The following is a 14,583-nucleotide window of genomic DNA, read 5'->3' on the forward strand; positions in this document are numbered from 1 at the left end:
CCTGGGGGCCTGTCCTCCGCATCTGCCGGGCTCATCCGGAGCGGAGGGCAGGCCCTTCACCTGCTGAGTGGTCACCGGCGTGCCTACGGCGCTGGACGGCGGCGCCGGTCAGACGGACGGGGTCAGCTTCTTCGCCGTGCTGCAGTGGGCGGTCCTCGTGTGGCGCCACAGCTGGACGATCGTCAGGCCGAACAGAGCCGTGAACGCCAGGAGGATGACCGTCATGATCTCCATCTGGCGGCCGCCGCCCCCGTCGCGGTCCAGTTGGAGGAAAAGTCCCAGCAGGGAGAGCACCATGCCGCCCAGGTAGACCGAGCGGACGCGCCGCAGCTGGCGTACAGCGCGAGGGGCGAGGGCTACACGCTTCATGAAGGCCATGTGCGCCGGATACCCCCCGGGCGCCCAGCCAGTCGCCCCCGTTGCCGCAGTTCGGTGGTGAGTGTGTCGGTGCGGTGGCAGCCGTTCGGGGGTGCAGGCCGCCGCACCCCCGAACGGTGCAGGTGAGGGCCGGTGCCTGGGCCCTCAGGGTGTTGTTCGGAGCGGCGAGGGTGGTCGGATTGGTCCCGGGGAAGGGAAATTTCAGGTCGGCTTGCGCCATACCGAGATGTGTTTTGTGGAGTCCTGGGTGAACGGTGTGCCGTCCCAGTCCGCTACCCGGCGTTCCCGTTCGAGGCCGGCGATCCTCGCCATCAGGTCCAGCTCCGCAGGCCACGCGTACCGGTGGCGGGAGTTGCCCCGGCGGTAGCGGCCGTCGTCGCCGTCGCGCGTGAAGTGGTGCGAGACGAGGATCTGCTCCACCAGGTCGAACGTGTCGAAGCCCAGATGTCGCTCGGAGACGTCGAACGGCACCGCGGTCTGGCCGGGCGGCAGGGAGCGCAGGGGCGGCAACACCAGCTCGATGACGAATCGGCCGCCAGGTTCCAGGTGACGTGCCGCGTTGCGGAAGCACTCGACCTGTTCCTCCTGTGTGAGCAGGTTCGAGATGGTGTTGTAGACGAGGTAGACCAGGGTGAATCCGCCGGGGACGACCGTGGTCGCCATGTCCCCGATGGTCACCGGGAGTGTGTCCTCGTCGATTTTGCGGCGCAGCACCGCTGCCATGTGTTCGGACAGTTCGATGCCCACCACCGGTACGCCGCGTTCCCGGAGCGGGACGCCCACGCGGCCCGTCCCGATGGCGAACTCCAGGGCCCGGCCGTCTCCGGCCAGCTCGGCGAGGAAGTCGAGGGTGGGATGGAGAACGGCGGCCGAGGAGTTCTCGGTCTCCTCGGCGTCGTAGCGGTCGGCGGTCGCGCGGGTCCATCGTTCGCTGCTCGTCACGGGCGGACACTCTGCCGGGCACCCCAGGGCTCTGTCGACGTATTAAGCCGCCTTCGGCCATGGAGATCAGTTCGCCAGCCAGAGCGCCAGGTTCAGCGCCGCCGCGTAGCCCACCCACAGCAGGTACGGCGCCAGCAGCCAGGCCGCGCGACGGTCCACCCGGGCGCAGAGCAGCGCGGTGGCCACCACGGCCGCCAGCAGGAGGGAGATGTCCAGGAAGGCCAGTCCGTACTGTTCGGCGGCGAAGAACAGCGGCGTCCACAGCGCGTTCAGCGCCAGTTGTACGCCCCACGCCACCAGCGCCGGCCGGCGGCCCGGGCCGGGGCGGCGGGTCACGAGCCAGCCCGCCACCGCGATCATCCCGTACACCACCGTCCACACCGGGCCGAAGAGCCACCCGGGCGGCGCCCAGGCCGGCCGGTCCAGGGCGGCATATGTGCTGCCCGCGTCACCTGTCGCGGCCGCTCCGGCGGCGGCTACGCCGTAGCAGAGGGCCAGCAGCAGGAGGAGCGTGAGCCAGCTCCTCCGGCGGGATGGTGTCGCTCCGGCGGTGGAGGTGGTGGGGGTTGCGGGGGTGGTGCGATTGGTGGGGCTCTGTGGCATGGGCGTACTCCTGTTCCTGTGTTCCGTAATTCGGTGGTCCGGCTCCCTTTCCCGTTGTTACGGTGCTTCCGCCTTGTCGCGGTGCCGACCGCAGGTGACCTCTGGGCCGTGTGCCCTGGAAAGCAGTTGATGTATGCCCCGGTCAGTGACTCCGAGCCTCCCTCGTCGCGCCCACGACGCCGGGGTGACCGGGCCTGACCGCCTGCGCAGCCGTACGTTCACCGTCTGCTGACGCTCCACGGCCTGCAGCCCTTCTCCCACGGCCTCCGGCGCTCCGGCCCTCCGCCGCGAGGGGTGCTCGGTACTTCCCTGCTGCTTTGTTCCTCACCTTCGGCAAGGAGTATCCGGGTGTCACACGACCACCCCCAGCACCGCTCAGCCATGTCCTCCCTCTCCACCTTCACCTGCGTCCGCTGCGGCCTGACCGTCGCCGCGTCCGCGCCCGATGGCAGCCGGCGCAACCACTGCCCCAGCTGCCTGCACTCCCAGCACCTCGTCGACCACGTCGAGGGCGGGCCCTCCGACTGCGAGGGCCGGATGACCCCGATCTCCATCGCGGTGCTCCGTACCGGTGACTGGATGGTCGTCCACCGCTGTGTCCGCTGCGACGAGCTGACCTCGAACCCCGTCTGCGGGGACGACAACCAGCTCATCCTGATGCGGATGGCCGTACGTCCACTGGCTCAGCCGCCGTTCCCGCTCGAAGCGTTCGGTGACCTGTGACGCGGCGCAAAGCCCGGCCGGGCGGGCAGCGCCGGCCCCAGCGGGCCAAGGACGTCCTCCACGGGCCGGCCGGGGCGCGCGGCGACGCGTTCCGGTGCGTCGGCTGCCGGCTCGATGTCTCCCTGGTCGCGCCGGGCACCGCCCATCGCAACCACTGCCCGTCCTGCCTGGTCAGCCTGCACGTGGACCGGCGGGTGCCGGGTGACCGGGCGGCGGGCTGCGGAGGTCGGATGACGCCGCTGAGCCTGTCGGTGCGGGCTGACGGGGAGTGGATGCTCATCCACCTCTGTCTGACCTGCGGCGAACTCAGCGCCAACCGCATCGCGGGCGACGACAACGCTCTGGCGCTGATACGGCTGGCGCTGCGGCCGCTCGCGGACGCCGGTATCCCCGCCTCGCGGGTCATGCTCGCGCTGTGAGCCGGGGGGCCGTGCTGTGATCGGGGGCCGTCCGGTGTTCACCGGGCGGCCCCCGGTCCCCGGCCCGCGGTCCGCGGTCCGCTCACCGAAAAGCAAGAAGAGAGCGGAAAGCAAGAATGGGGCCCGGCCTTGCGGCCGGACCCCCCTCGCTTTCCCCCCGTCGGGCCTTCCCGTTCCCCCCGGACCCCTCCCCGGAAGTCCCGACGCCATGTGTGACCCGGGAGGGTACGCAAAGGTTGCAGCCCTTTACGATCTCTTTACCTTGGGCCTTGATGAGGGCTCTCAGCAGGCATGTTGTACGAAGCGCTCCGCGACCTCGGCCAGGACTTCGGACCCGTCCCGGGCCCACAGCGTCTCGTTGAAGATCTCCACCTCGATCGGGCCGTCGAAGCCCGCCGCCTCCACTTCCGCACGGAGGGCGCGGAAGTCCACGCTGCCGTCGCCCAGTTGGCCCCGGCCCAGCAGAACGCCCGCCGGGAGCGGGGTGATCCAGTCGGCCAGCTGGAAGGAGTGGATGCGGCCGCCCGCCCCGGCGCGAGCGATCTGCTCGGGCGCCCGGTCGTCCCACCAGACGTGGTACGTGTCGACGACCACCCCGACCTGCTCGGCCGGAAAGCGTTCCGCGAGGTCCAAGGCCTGGGCCAGGGTGGAGACCACGCAGCGGTCCGACGCGAACATCGGGTGCAGCGGTTCGATCGCCAGGCGTACGCCGCATCCCGCCGCGTACGGCGCAAGCTCGGCCAGCGCGTCACCCACCCGCTCCCGCGCCCCGTACAGGTCCCGGCTGCCGGGCGGGAGGCCGCCGGAGACCAGGACCAGGGTGTCCGTGGAGAGGGCCGCCGCCTCGTCGATCGCCCGGCGGTTGTCGTCCAGGGCGGCGGCCCGGTCCGCCGGGTCCAGGGCGGTGAGGAAGCCGCCCCGGCAGAGGCTGGTGACCGCCAGCCCGGCATCGGAGAGGAGCCTTGCCGTGCGCTCTACGCCGTATGCCTGGACAGGCGCCCGCCACAGGCCGACCTGTCCGATCCCCGCCTTGGCGCACCCCTCCGCCAGCTCGGGCAGCGACCACTGCTTGATGGTCTCCTGGTTGAGCGAGAGGCGGGCCAGGCGTTCGACGTTCATCGTGCGCCTCCGTTGACCGCCAGCAGCGCTCGCATACGGTGTGCCGCCAGGTCCGGATCCGAAAACAGGCCCAATCCGTCCGCCAGTTCGTACGCCTTCGCCAGGTGCGGCAGCGAGCGCGCCGACTGCGATCCGCCCACCATCGTGAAGTGGTCCTGGTGGCCGGCCAGCCAGGCCAGGAAGACCACGCCCGTCTTGTAGAAGCGGGTGGGGGGCTGGAAGAGGTGGCGGGAGAGTTCGACCGTGGGGTCCAGGAGGGCCCGGAAGCCCGCCGTATCTCCCGTGTCCAGCACCCGTACCGCGTGTGCCGCCAGCGGGCCCAGCGGGTCGAAGATGCCCAACAGGGCGTGGCTGAAGCCGCGTTCGTCGCCCGCGATCAGCTCCGGGTAGTTGAAGTCGTCGCCCGTGTAGCAGCGCACCCCGCTCGGGAGGCGGCGGCGTACGTCGATCTCGCGGGCCGCGTCCAGGAGGGAGATCTTGATGCCGTCGACCTTGTCCGGGTGTTCGGCGATGACCTTCAGGAACGTGTCCGTCGCCTCGTCCAGGTCGGCGCTGCCCCAGTAGCCCTCCAGCGCCGGGTCGAACATCGGGCCCAGCCAGTGCAGGATCACCGGCTCCGAGGCCTGGCGCAGGAGGTGTGCGTACGTGGCCAGGTAGTCCTCCGGGCCCTGCGCCGCCTTCGCCAGGGCGCGGGACGCCATCAGGATCGGCTGTACGCCGTTCGCCTCGGCCAGGGCCAGTTGCTCCTCGTACGCCGACCTGACCTCGGCCAACGTCGGCTCGGAGGAGGGAAGTAGCTGGTCGGTGCCGACTCCGCAGGCGATCCGCCCGCCCACCGCCTTCGCCTCCGCCGCCGAGCGGCGGATCAGCTCGGCCGCGCCCGCCCAGTCCAGGCCCATCCCGCGCTGCGCCGTGTCCATCGCCTCCGCGACGCCCAGGCCGTGCGACCAGAGGTGGCGGCGGAAGGCGAGCGTGGACTCCCAGTCGACGGCCGCCGGGTCGTCCGGGCTGATGTCCGCGTACGGGTCCGCGACCACGTGGGCCGCCGAGAAGACCGTACGGGAGGTCGGCCGCGCCCCACCGGCCGCCAGGTCGAGCGGAGTCGCGCGCGGGGTGTGCGGGCCCCAGGGCAGGGGGACGGTCGCCGTCACAGCGTCAGCTCCGGGACCTCGAAGCGGCGCCCCTCCGCCGACGACTTCAGTCCCAGCTCGGCGAGTTGGACGCCCCGCGCACCGGCCAGCAGGTCCCAGGTGTACGGCTCGTCCAGCGCAACATGGCGCAGGAACAGCTCCCACTGCGCCCTGAAGCCGTTGGCGAACTCCTGGTTGTCCGGGATCTCCTGCCACTGGTCGCGGAACGACTCCGTGACCGGCAGGTCCGGGTTCCAGACCGGCTTCGGGGTCGAAGAGCGGTGCTGTACGCGGCAGTTGCGCAGGCCCGCCACGGCGGAGCCGTGCGTACCGTCCACCTGGAACTCCACCAGCTCGTCCCGGTTGACCCGCACCGTCCAGGAGGAGTTGATCTGCGCGACCGCCCCGCCCGCCAGCTGGAAGATCCCGTACGCCGCGTCGTCGGCGGTCGCCTCGTACGGCTTGCCGTGCTCGTCCCAGCGCTGCGGAACGTGCGTCTGCACATGCGCCGTTACGGAGGTGACCTGGCCGAACAGCTCGTGGAGCACGTACTCCCAGTGCGGGAACATGTCCACGACGATGCCGCCGCCGTCCTCGGTTCGGTAGTTCCAGGACGGGCGTTGGGCCTCCTGCCAGTCGCCCTCGAAGACCCAGTAGCCGAACTCCCCCCGGATGGAGAGGATTTCGCCGAAGAAACCGCCGTCGATCAGGCGCTTCAGCTTCAGCAGGCCCGGCAGGAAGATCTTGTCCTGGACCACGCCGTGCTTGATGCCCGCGTCCCGGGCGAGGCGGGCAAGGTCGAGGGCGCCCTCGACGTCCGTGGCCGTGGGCTTCTCCGTATAGATGTGCTTGCCGGCGGCGATGGCCTTCTTGATCGCCTCCACCCGGGCCGAGGTGACCTGGGCGTCGAAGTAGATGTCGATCGTGTCGTCCGCGAGCACCGCGTCCAGGTCCGTCGACCACTCGGTCAGGCCGTGCCGGGCCGCCAGCTCCTCCAGGGCGTGGGTGCGGCGGCCGACGAGGACGGGCTCCGGCCAGAGCACCTCGCCGTCACCCAGGTCCAGGCCGCCCTGCTCGCGGATCGCGAGGATCGAACGCACCAGATGCTGCCGGTATCCCATGCGACCCGTGACGCCGTTCATGGCGATGCGCACTGTCCTGCGTGTCACGAAGTTCCCTCCATACAGCCGTAGCAAGCGCTTTCTATACGAGATGACGCTAGCCTGCGGACAGCGGCCGGACAAGAGGGGCGCCGCACGTGACCTCACGGAGGAAAGCGATGACAGTCACCCTGGCGGACGTGGCGGCCCGCGCCCGGGTGTCCCCGGCCACCGTCTCCCGTGTGCTGAACGGCAACTACCCGGTCGCCGCCTCGACCCGGGAGCGGGTCCTGCGTGCGGTGGACGACCTGGACTACGTGCTCAACGGGCCCGCCAGCTCGCTGGCCGCCGCCACCTCCGACCTCGTCGGGATCCTGGTCAACGACATCGCCGACCCCTTCTTCGGGATCATGGCGGGGGCCGCGCAGACCCAGATCGGCGGGCCCGGGGACGGCTCAGGGCGGGCGGGCGGCGAGAAGCTGGCCGTCATCTGCAACACCGGCGGCTCCCCCGAGCGCGAGCTCACCTACCTCACCCTCCTCCAGCGCCAGCGCGCCGCCGCCGTCGTCCTCACCGGAGGCGCGGTCGAGTACCCGGACCACCAGGCCGCCATGGCCGCGAAGCTGGCCAAGATGGCGGACGCGGGCACCCGGATCGTCTTCTGCGGGCGGCCCCCGCTGCCCGAGGGGGACGCGCTCGTCGCCGCGCTCGCCTTCGACAACCGGGGCGGCGGGCGGCGGTTGACCGAGCACCTGATCTCGCTCGGCCACCGCAGGATCGGTTACGTCGCCGGGCCCCCCGAGCGCACCACCACCCGGCACCGGCTGGAAGGCCACCGCGAGGCCCTGCGGGGCGCCGGGCTCGGCGCGGAGGACGGGGACGAGGAGCGGCTCACCGTGCACGGGCCCTACGACCGGCGCTCCGGGTACGAGGCCACCCTCGAAATACTGCGCCGGGACCCGACCGTGACCGCCGTCGTCGCCGCCAACGACACGGTGGCGCTGGGCGCTTGCGCCGCCGTACGCGACCAGGGGCTGCGCATCCCGCAGGACATCTCGGTGGCCGGCTTCGACGACCTGCCCTTCTCGGTGGACGCCGTACCCGCGCTGACCACCGTACGGCTGCCGCTCTTCGAGGCGGGCGCGCGGGCGGGCCGGCTCGCCATGGGCAAGGAGAACCCGCCGCCCGGCGGAATCGCCACCATCGCCGCCGAGTTGATGATCCGTGGGTCGACGACTCCGCCCCGAGTGGGGTGAGGCCGCCGGGGTGCTGTTGGGGTGCCGCCTGGGTCACCCTGGGGTGAGGGGTCGCCCAGAGCCAGGTCACCTGGGGTGAGGTCCCCCGAGGTGAGCCCGGCACCCACCCACCCCACCGGCCGGGGGCGAAAGATGGGGGCAACTCCCCCATGCGCCCCGGGAGTCCCCCCGCCAGGATGGTTCGTGAGCGGTCCGGTGGGCCGCTCCCGACCTGGGAGGTGCGGTGGAGAAGGAACTGATCGGCAGCGGCGGTACGGGGGCTGGTGCCCGTCTCGCCCTCCCGGGTACCCACGGGTCCGCCGGCGCGAACGGGACTTCCACGTCCGCCGCGCCCTCCGCGTCCCCCCAAGCGGCCGTCACCACCGCCGGAGCGGCTCGCACGGACCACACGAACACGGACCACTCGTACATGGACCACGCCGACACGGACCACCCGTACGCGGATCACGCCAACGCGAACCACCCGCGCACGAACACCGGCAGCACCGCCCCCGCCCCCACCACCCCGCGCGCCAACCCCTGGTGGCTTCCCGGAGTCGTCGGGGAGCCGCCCATGGGGGAGCCCGACTGGGTCGTCTTCGTGCGGGCCGTCATCGCCGACGCGCCGGCCGAGGCTGTCGTCGCCGGGCGGGACCACCCGGGGCTCTCCGGATTCGCCCTCGTCGTGGCCCCGTTCGCCGAGCGGGCCGCCGGGCGGCTGCTGACCTCGCCGTCGAACAACGCCGTACGGGCCGGGACCGCCGTCGGGCTCGCCCCCGTACTGCAGGACTTCCGGTCCCATCTGGTCGGCCGGCTGGCCCGGCTCGCGGCGCGGACGCTCGTGCTGGAGCTGCACAAGGCGCGGCGGGCGGGGCGGCTGGCCGGGGAGGGGCCGCAGGAGCGGTTCCGGGACTTCGTGCGGCGGACGGCGGGGCGGGACGGGCTCGCGGCCTTCCTCACCGCCTATCCCGTACTGGCCCGCATCCTGGCCCGGACGAGTCTCGCCGCCGCCGACGCCTTCACCGAGATGCTCGGGCGGCTCGCCGACGACCGGGAGCTGCTGGCCTCCTCCGGTGTGCTGGGCGACCGGGGGCACGGTGCCTCGCCGGGGACGCTCGCCGCCGGGCGGGGGCCGGGGGCGCTGACCGGGGTCGAGGCCGGGGCGGGGGACAGTCACCGCGGGGGCCGCTCGGTGATGCTGCTGCGGTTCACCGACGGGAGCCGGCTGGTCTACAAGCCGCGCCCGCTGGCGGCGCACCGGCACTTCAACTCCCTGGTGGAATGGTTCGGTTCGCTGCCCGGGACGCCGTCCCTGCGGGCGCTGCGGGTGCTGGACCGGGGCGAGTACGGGTGGGTGGAGTACGTGGAGGAGCGGCCCTGCTCGTCCACCTCGGACACCCATCTCTTCTACCGGCGCCAGGGCGCGCTGCTGGCCCTGCTCCACCTGCTGGACGGGACCGATCTGCACCAGGAGAACCTGATCGCCTGCGGGCCGCACCCGGTCCTGGTCGATGTGGAGACCCTGTTCCATCCGCCGCTCTCCCAGGCGCACTCCTCCGACCCCGCCGCCCGGGCCCTGCACGCCTCGGTCCACCGAGTCGGGCTGCTGCCCCAACTGCTGGTCGGGGACGCCGCCGCGCTCGACGTCTCCGCCATCGGCGGCGGCCGGGCCGCCCCCTCCCCCATCGAGACCGCCGACTGGGCGGACGCGGGCACGGACACCATGCGGCTGGTACGGCGCTCCGCGCAGTTCAGCGAGTCCGCCAACCGGCCCCGGCTGGAAGGGGTGGCGGCCGATCCGTCCGCGTACACCGACGCGCTCTGCGAGGGGTTCCGCGCCGGATACACCGCCATCAGCGACCACCGCGACGAACTACTCGGCAAGCGCGGCCTGTTGACGGACTTCGCGCAGGACGAGGTACGGGTCGTGCCCCGGCCGACCTGGACGTACACCACCCTGCTCGACGAGTCGACCCACCCCGACCTGATGCGGGACGCCGCCGAACGCCACCAGGTCCTCTCCCTGCTGCGCACCCCCGCCCTGGGCGTGCCCGCGCTGCCCGGTCTGGAGGACGAGGAGATCGAGGAGCTGTGGGCCGGCGATGTGCCGGTCTTCCTCACCCGGCCCGGCTCCCCGGACCTGTGGAGCGGCACCGGGCGTGAGGTGCCGCCCGCGCCGGGGCCGACCGGTCTGGCCCGGGTCGAGGCGAAGGTGCGGGCCATGGACACGGTGGACCGCCAGGACCAGGAACGGATCATCCGGGCCGCCATGGTGTCCACCTCCCCCGAACCGCCTCACCGGGCGGAGGGCGGCGCGCGGCCCCGGATGGCCGCGACGGCCCCCGAGCCGGAGCAACTCCTGTCCGCCGCAAGGTCGGTGGGCGACCAGCTCGTCTCGCTCGCCTACCGGCACGAGGCCCGCACCAACTGGATCGGCCTGGAACTGCTCGGCGAACGCTACTGGCGGCTCGCGCCGATGGCGGCCGACCTCGCGAGCGGCTACACCGGCCCCGCGCTCTTCCTCGCCCAGCTGGCCGCCCTCACCGGCGCCGACCGGTACGCCGAGGCGGCCCGTGAGGCACTGACCCCGGTGCCCGGGCTGCTGGACGCGCTGCACGGCCGGGCCGAAGACCTCGCGGTGCTGGGCTCGGGGGCCTTCGCGGGCCTCGGCGGCATCGCCTACGCCCTGGCCGAGGTGGGGTCGCTGCTCGGCGACCGTGCGGTGCTCGACCTGGCGGGCCCGGCCACCCGGCTGGCCTGCGCTGCGAGCGCCGCCGAGGAGGGGTACGGGGTGCGCGGCGGGGCGGCCGGCGGGCTGGTCTCCCTGCTCGCGGTGCACCGCAGCACCGGCCGGGCCGAGGCCTGGCGGGGCGCCGAGCGCTGCGCCGAGCGGATCTCCGTGGCGCCGCACCCGGCGGCCGGGGGCTTCGCGGAGGGGGCCGCGGGCATCGGCTGGGCGCTGCTGCGCTTCGCCGCGGCGGGGGGCGGTGAGCAGTACCGTACGGCGGGACTGCGGGCCCTGCGCCGGGCGACCGTCGAGGTGACGGCGGGCCGGGCCTGGTGCGAGGGGGCCGCCGGGGTGGCCCTCGCGGTCGCGGACAGCCCGGACGCCCTCGTCGACCCCGACCTGTCCGGCTGGCTGGCGGAGCGGGCCGGTGAGCTGGCGGACTGTGCCCCGCTCGCCGACGACAGCCTCTGCCACGGCGAGCTCGGGCTGCTGGAGCTGCTCGGCCACCCGGCCCTGACCGGCGACCGCACCCCGTGGGTGCGCCGGTCCGGGACGCTGCTGGCCGCCGCCGACCAGGAGGGGCCGCGCTGCGGGACCCCCGGCCACGTACCGCACCCGGGGCTGCTCACCGGCCTCTCGGGGATCGGGCACGGACTGCTGCGGGCGGGGTTCCCCGACCGGATCGGCTCCGCGCTGCTTCTCAACCCGTCCGCGGGGGTCGCGTGAGAGGCCCTCCCACGGCCGGTACCGGCCGCCCTTTTATCCGCAGCCGATTCATCCGTACCGCACTTGTTGTCGATCAGCCGTCAGAAACCTTTGGTCCAGCGTTCATTCCGTTCAGGATTCAGCACCCAGCAGAGAATGAGGCAGAGATGACGCACATCAGCGAATCCACGATCCAGGGATCCGGCAACCTCGCCCACGAGGGCGCGTACGACCACCCGGCCGGGCAGATCTCCCTCGGCATCGGCGGCGGGCTGGGGATGCGCAGCAGGCTCCTCAGCGCCTCGGAGGGCGAGACCGGCAACACGATCGACCTGCCGTGGACCACCATGATCCCCCTTTAACCACACCTCGGCCCGCATTGTGGCGCATTGGACCACTGCCGCATGAGTTACGACTCAAGTAGCCTGCGCCCATGCGCGCCACTTCGCCGGTCATCGTCGGGCGGGACGAGGAGATCGGCCTGCTGAGCAGCGCCCTGGACGCCGTGCAACGGCGTTCAGGGCGCGCCTTGTTCTTCGTCGGCGAGGCGGGGATCGGAAAATCCCGGCTGGTGGGTGAAGCCGCCTACCGGGCCTACGGCCTCGGCATGCCCGTGCTGCGCGGCCGGGCCACCTCGACCGGGCTCGTCGTCCCTTTCCGGCCACTCGTGGAGGCGCTCTCCTCCCGCTTCCGGGCCGCCGGCACACCGACCGATCCCGAGCTCGCCCCGTACCATCCCGCCCTGGCCCGGCTGGTCCCCGAGTGGCGCCAAAAGGCCTCCCCCGGCTATCCGGAGACGGTCGTCGAGCTGGCGGAGGCGCTGCTGCGGCTGCTGTCCGTGCTAGGCCGCGAGTCCGGCTGCGCGATCCTGCTGGAGGACCTCCACGACAGCGACACGGAGACCGTCGCGGTGGTCGAGTACGTCATCGACAACCTCGCCGACCTGCCGATCCTGCTCCTGGGCACGCTGCGCCCGGAGGCGGGGGCCGCGCTCGATCTCGTGCGGTCCGCCGAGCGCCGCCAGGCCGCCTCCGTACGGGAGTTGAAGCCACTGGCCGACGAGCAGATGCGGACACTGACCGCAGCGTGTCTGGAGGCGGCGCCCGAGGAGATACCCCCGGTGGTGCACCATCGGCTGGCCGAACGGGCGGGCGGCAACCCGTACTTGGTGGAGGTGCTGCTCGCGGACATGCTGGACACCGGCCAGTTGCGCCGGGCGGGGAGCGGCTGGGAGGCGGCCGAGCAGCCCGGCGGGCCGGTCCCCTCGGGCATCGTGCGGACCTGGACCCGAAGACTCGACCGCCTGGACGAGCCGGTCCGGGACCTCTTACTCGCGGCGGCCACCCTGGGTGGCCAGTTCTCGGTCTCCGTCCTCCAGACCGTCACCGGTTTCGAGGACCGGGCCCTCTTCACCCATCTGCGGTCCGCCGTCGAGGCGGGCGTGATCGCCCCCGACGGCGCCGCCCCCGACCGGTACGCCTTCCGCCACTCCCTCACCGCCGAGGCCCTGATCTCCTCGCTCGCCCCGGCCGAGCGCGCCTCGCTCGCCCGCCGCGCCGCCGGGGCCATCGAGCACTCCGGTCACCCGCTCGACGAGGACGGGCAGCAACTCGTCGCCTCCCTGCACCTGGCCGCGGGCAACCGTGCGGGCGCGGCCCTGCGGTTCGCGGAGGCCGGACGGCGGATGCTCGCCTCGGGGGCCCACGGTTCGGCCGTCGTGCTGCTGGAGCGGGCCTGTCCCCTGGCCGCCGACGCCGACCGGGCCGCGATCTCCGAGTCCCTGGCCGTCGCCCGGGCCGAGGGCGGCGACCTGGACGCCGCGCTGGAGCTGGCCGAGTCGCTGCCGCCGGTTCCGGCGCGCACCGAGGCCGCCGAGCGGCGCGGCGAGGTCCACACCAAGATCGCCTGGGTGGCCGTGATGGCCGAGCGGGCGGCCGACGCGGCCCGTCAGATCGAGACCGCCCGCACCCTGCTGGGCCACGATCCGGCGCCCGGCCGGCATGCCGCGCTCACCGTCGCCGACGCCCATCTCGCCCTGCTGCCCGGGCAGGAGCACCGGCGCCCCGGGGAGACCGAGCGCGCCGCCCGCGAGGCCGCGGAGATCGCCGAGGCCGAGGGGCTGCCCGTCGTCGCCTGCCAGGCCTGGCAGTTGCTGGCGCTGCTGCTCCGCGAGAAGGGGTTCGACGAGGCGGACGCCTGCCTGGAGCGGATGCTGGCGCTCTCCACCGATCACGGGCTGCCCGTCTGGCGGGTGGAGGCGCTGGTGCGGCTGGGCGCCAATGCCTTCATGCGGACCGGGGACGCCTCCCGGCTGCGGTCGGCGCGGGCCGCGGCCATCGAGCTCGGCGCGCTGCTGCTGACGCAGACGGTGGACGGGCTGCTCGCCATGAACGCGGTGCTGTGCGCCCGTTGGGAGGAGGCGCAGGAGATCATCGACCGTTCGCTGGAGGCCAGTGCCCGGGTCGGCAACCTCTCCGCCCACCGCTATCTGCTCCTCTCCTCCGCCACGATGGCCGCGCACCGGGGGCGGCGGCGGGACATGGACCGTGCGCTGGCCGCGTTCCGGCGGGCGGGCGGTGAGCCATCGCTGCTCGTGCCGCACCAGTTGGGGCTCTGCAAGGCGATCGGCGCGCTCCTGGAGGAGGACCGGGAGCGGGCGCTCGCGGGGCTGGACGCGGTGCTGGCCTGGGAGCGGGACCACCCCAGCTACTTCTACCTGAGCGGGAGTTACGGGCTGCGCCCCTTCCTGCGGGTGCTGGCGGGGGCGGCGGACCGGGCGGAGTTCGACGCCGTACGCGCCTCCCCCGGGGCCCAACTCGCCTGGAACGGGCAGTTCCTTCAGCTGGCGGAGGCGGTGCTGCTGGGCCGGGAGGGCGATCGGGCCGGAGCAGACCGCCTGGTGGCCTCCTTCGACGCCCGGGCCGTGCCCTTCCCGGTCGCCCGCCACCTCGGGCTGCGCCTGGTCGCGGACGCGGCCGGCGCCGACGGGTGGGGCGAGCCGGTCTCCTGGCTGCGGCGGGCCGAGGAGTTCTTCTACGGGGTCGGGGCGCAGGCGGTCGCCTCGGCGTGCCGGGCGGCACTGCGGCAGGCGGGGGCGAGCGTCACCCAGCACCGGGGCGGCTGGGACCGCATCCCGCTGCCGCTGCGGACCAGCGGGGTGACCCCGCGCGAGTACGAGGTGTTCGTGCTGCTCCCGGAGCGGCCGGGCAACCAGCAGATCGCCCGGCGGCTGTCGATATCGCCGCGCACGGTGGAGAAGCACATGGCCAGCCTGCTCAGCAAGACCGGGCGGGCGGACCGCTCGGCGCTGTGCGAGTTCGCGGCGGAGTGCGCGGTGGAGCCGGCCTGAGGGGGCCGGGGGCCGTACCCCTGGAAACGGGGGCCCGGGCGTGCCCTACAACATGGGGGCACGGGGCGCTTTCGGTCGGGTGTGCGGGCGGAACATACGGGCAGTCCCCCGATGTGCGCGTGGCGTGACGACGGCAGGATCGGAAACGTGCG

12 protein-coding genes are annotated in these 14,583 nt (G+C 73.1%); 6 read left to right on the plus strand and 6 right to left on the minus strand.

Features of this window, described 5'->3' with window-relative positions:
- Positions 1 to 108: 108 nt before the first annotated feature.
- From IF17_RS0108815 to IF17_RS0108825, 3 genes are all read right to left on the minus strand, one after another.
- The gene (locus tag IF17_RS0108815; protein WP_030563881.1) at positions 109 to 378 is read right to left on the minus strand and encodes a hypothetical protein; all 270 of its coding nucleotides are present in this window, start codon (positions 376 to 378) and stop codon (positions 109 to 111) included.
- A 201-nt stretch (positions 379 to 579) separates the two neighbouring features.
- The gene (locus tag IF17_RS0108820; protein ID WP_030563883.1) at positions 580 to 1,320 is read right to left on the minus strand and encodes a class I SAM-dependent DNA methyltransferase; all 741 of its coding nucleotides are present in this window, start codon (positions 1,318 to 1,320) and stop codon (positions 580 to 582) included.
- 66 nt (positions 1,321 to 1,386) lie between these two features.
- Positions 1,387 to 1,923, minus strand: coding sequence for a TspO/MBR family protein (locus IF17_RS0108825; protein WP_030563885.1), 537 nt, complete (start codon positions 1,921 to 1,923; stop codon positions 1,387 to 1,389).
- Positions 1,924 to 2,304: 381 nt separating this feature from the next.
- Here IF17_RS0108825 and IF17_RS0108830 point away from each other — a divergent pair, with 381 nt between their 5' ends.
- On the plus strand, positions 2,305 to 2,646 hold the full coding sequence (locus tag IF17_RS0108830; RefSeq protein ID WP_032771825.1) for an RNHCP domain-containing protein: 342 nt from the start codon (positions 2,305 to 2,307) through the stop codon (positions 2,644 to 2,646).
- On the plus strand, positions 2,643 to 3,065 hold the full coding sequence (locus tag IF17_RS0108835) for an RNHCP domain-containing protein (RefSeq protein WP_030563889.1): 423 nt from the start codon (positions 2,643 to 2,645) through the stop codon (positions 3,063 to 3,065). The genes IF17_RS0108830 and IF17_RS0108835 overlap by 4 nt, the downstream gene beginning before the upstream one ends.
- Positions 3,066 to 3,347: 282 nt before the next feature.
- Here IF17_RS0108835 and IF17_RS0108840 read toward each other — a convergent pair whose 3' ends face one another.
- Genes IF17_RS0108840 through IF17_RS0108850 form a run of 3 tightly spaced genes read right to left on the minus strand, consistent with a single transcriptional unit; the run spans position 3,348 to position 6,483 of the window.
- The gene (locus tag IF17_RS0108840) at positions 3,348 to 4,184 is read right to left on the minus strand and encodes a sugar phosphate isomerase/epimerase family protein (protein WP_030563891.1); all 837 of its coding nucleotides are present in this window, start codon (positions 4,182 to 4,184) and stop codon (positions 3,348 to 3,350) included.
- Positions 4,181 to 5,335: a dihydrodipicolinate synthase family protein gene (locus IF17_RS0108845; protein ID WP_030563893.1), complete on the minus strand. Its 1,155-nt coding sequence runs from the start codon at positions 5,333 to 5,335 to the stop codon at positions 4,181 to 4,183. Before IF17_RS0108845 ends, IF17_RS0108840 begins: the two co-directional genes overlap by 4 nt.
- Positions 5,332 to 6,483: a Gfo/Idh/MocA family protein gene (locus IF17_RS0108850; protein ID WP_030563895.1), complete on the minus strand. Its 1,152-nt coding sequence runs from the start codon at positions 6,481 to 6,483 to the stop codon at positions 5,332 to 5,334. The genes IF17_RS0108845 and IF17_RS0108850 overlap by 4 nt, the downstream gene beginning before the upstream one ends.
- A gap of 110 nt (positions 6,484 to 6,593) precedes the next feature.
- Here IF17_RS0108850 and IF17_RS0108855 point away from each other — a divergent pair, with 110 nt between their 5' ends.
- The 4 genes from IF17_RS0108855 to IF17_RS0108870 all read left to right on the plus strand — a co-directional run bounded on the left by IF17_RS0108855 (position 6,594) and on the right by IF17_RS0108870 (position 14,431).
- Complete coding sequence (locus IF17_RS0108855) at positions 6,594 to 7,670, plus strand: LacI family DNA-binding transcriptional regulator (protein ID WP_030563897.1); 1,077 nt, start codon at positions 6,594 to 6,596, stop codon at positions 7,668 to 7,670.
- A 409-nt stretch (positions 7,671 to 8,079) separates the two neighbouring features.
- On the plus strand, positions 8,080 to 11,103 hold the full coding sequence (locus IF17_RS0108860; protein ID WP_373036913.1) for a type 2 lanthipeptide synthetase LanM family protein: 3,024 nt from the start codon (positions 8,080 to 8,082) through the stop codon (positions 11,101 to 11,103).
- Positions 11,104 to 11,249: 146 nt separating this feature from the next.
- Complete coding sequence (locus IF17_RS0108865) at positions 11,250 to 11,444, plus strand: hypothetical protein (RefSeq protein WP_030563901.1); 195 nt, start codon at positions 11,250 to 11,252, stop codon at positions 11,442 to 11,444.
- Positions 11,445 to 11,515: 71 nt separating this feature from the next.
- Positions 11,516 to 14,431 (plus strand): helix-turn-helix transcriptional regulator, encoded by a 2,916-nt coding sequence (locus IF17_RS0108870; protein WP_030563904.1) that lies wholly within the window; start codon positions 11,516 to 11,518, stop codon positions 14,429 to 14,431.
- Positions 14,432 to 14,583: the final 152 nt, after the last annotated feature.

Origin of the sequence: Streptomyces cyaneofuscatus (genome assembly GCF_000718135.1) — a bacterium.
Taxonomy (GTDB): domain Bacteria; phylum Actinomycetota; class Actinomycetes; order Streptomycetales; family Streptomycetaceae; genus Streptomyces; species Streptomyces cyaneofuscatus.

Bases quoted from the DNA above. Each gene is read 5' to 3' on its own strand.
- IF17_RS0108815 (WP_030563881.1), bottom strand. From the start codon at position 378: ATGGCCTTCATGAAGCGTGTAGCCCTCGCCCCTCGCGCTGTACGCCAG.
- IF17_RS0108865 (WP_030563901.1), top strand. From the start codon at position 11,250: ATGACGCACATCAGCGAATCCACGATCCAGGGATCCGGCAACCTCGCC.
- IF17_RS0108870 (WP_030563904.1), top strand. From the start codon at position 11,516: ATGCGCGCCACTTCGCCGGTCATCGTCGGGCGGGACGAGGAGATCGGC.
- IF17_RS0108840 (WP_030563891.1), bottom strand. From the start codon at position 4,184: ATGAACGTCGAACGCCTGGCCCGCCTCTCGCTCAACCAGGAGACCATC.
- IF17_RS0108825 (WP_030563885.1), bottom strand. From the start codon at position 1,923: ATGCCACAGAGCCCCACCAATCGCACCACCCCCGCAACCCCCACCACC.
- IF17_RS0108830 (WP_032771825.1), top strand. From the start codon at position 2,305: ATGTCCTCCCTCTCCACCTTCACCTGCGTCCGCTGCGGCCTGACCGTC.
- IF17_RS0108855 (WP_030563897.1), top strand. From the start codon at position 6,594: ATGACAGTCACCCTGGCGGACGTGGCGGCCCGCGCCCGGGTGTCCCCG.
- IF17_RS0108860 (WP_373036913.1), top strand. From the start codon at position 8,080: ATGGACCACGCCGACACGGACCACCCGTACGCGGATCACGCCAACGCG.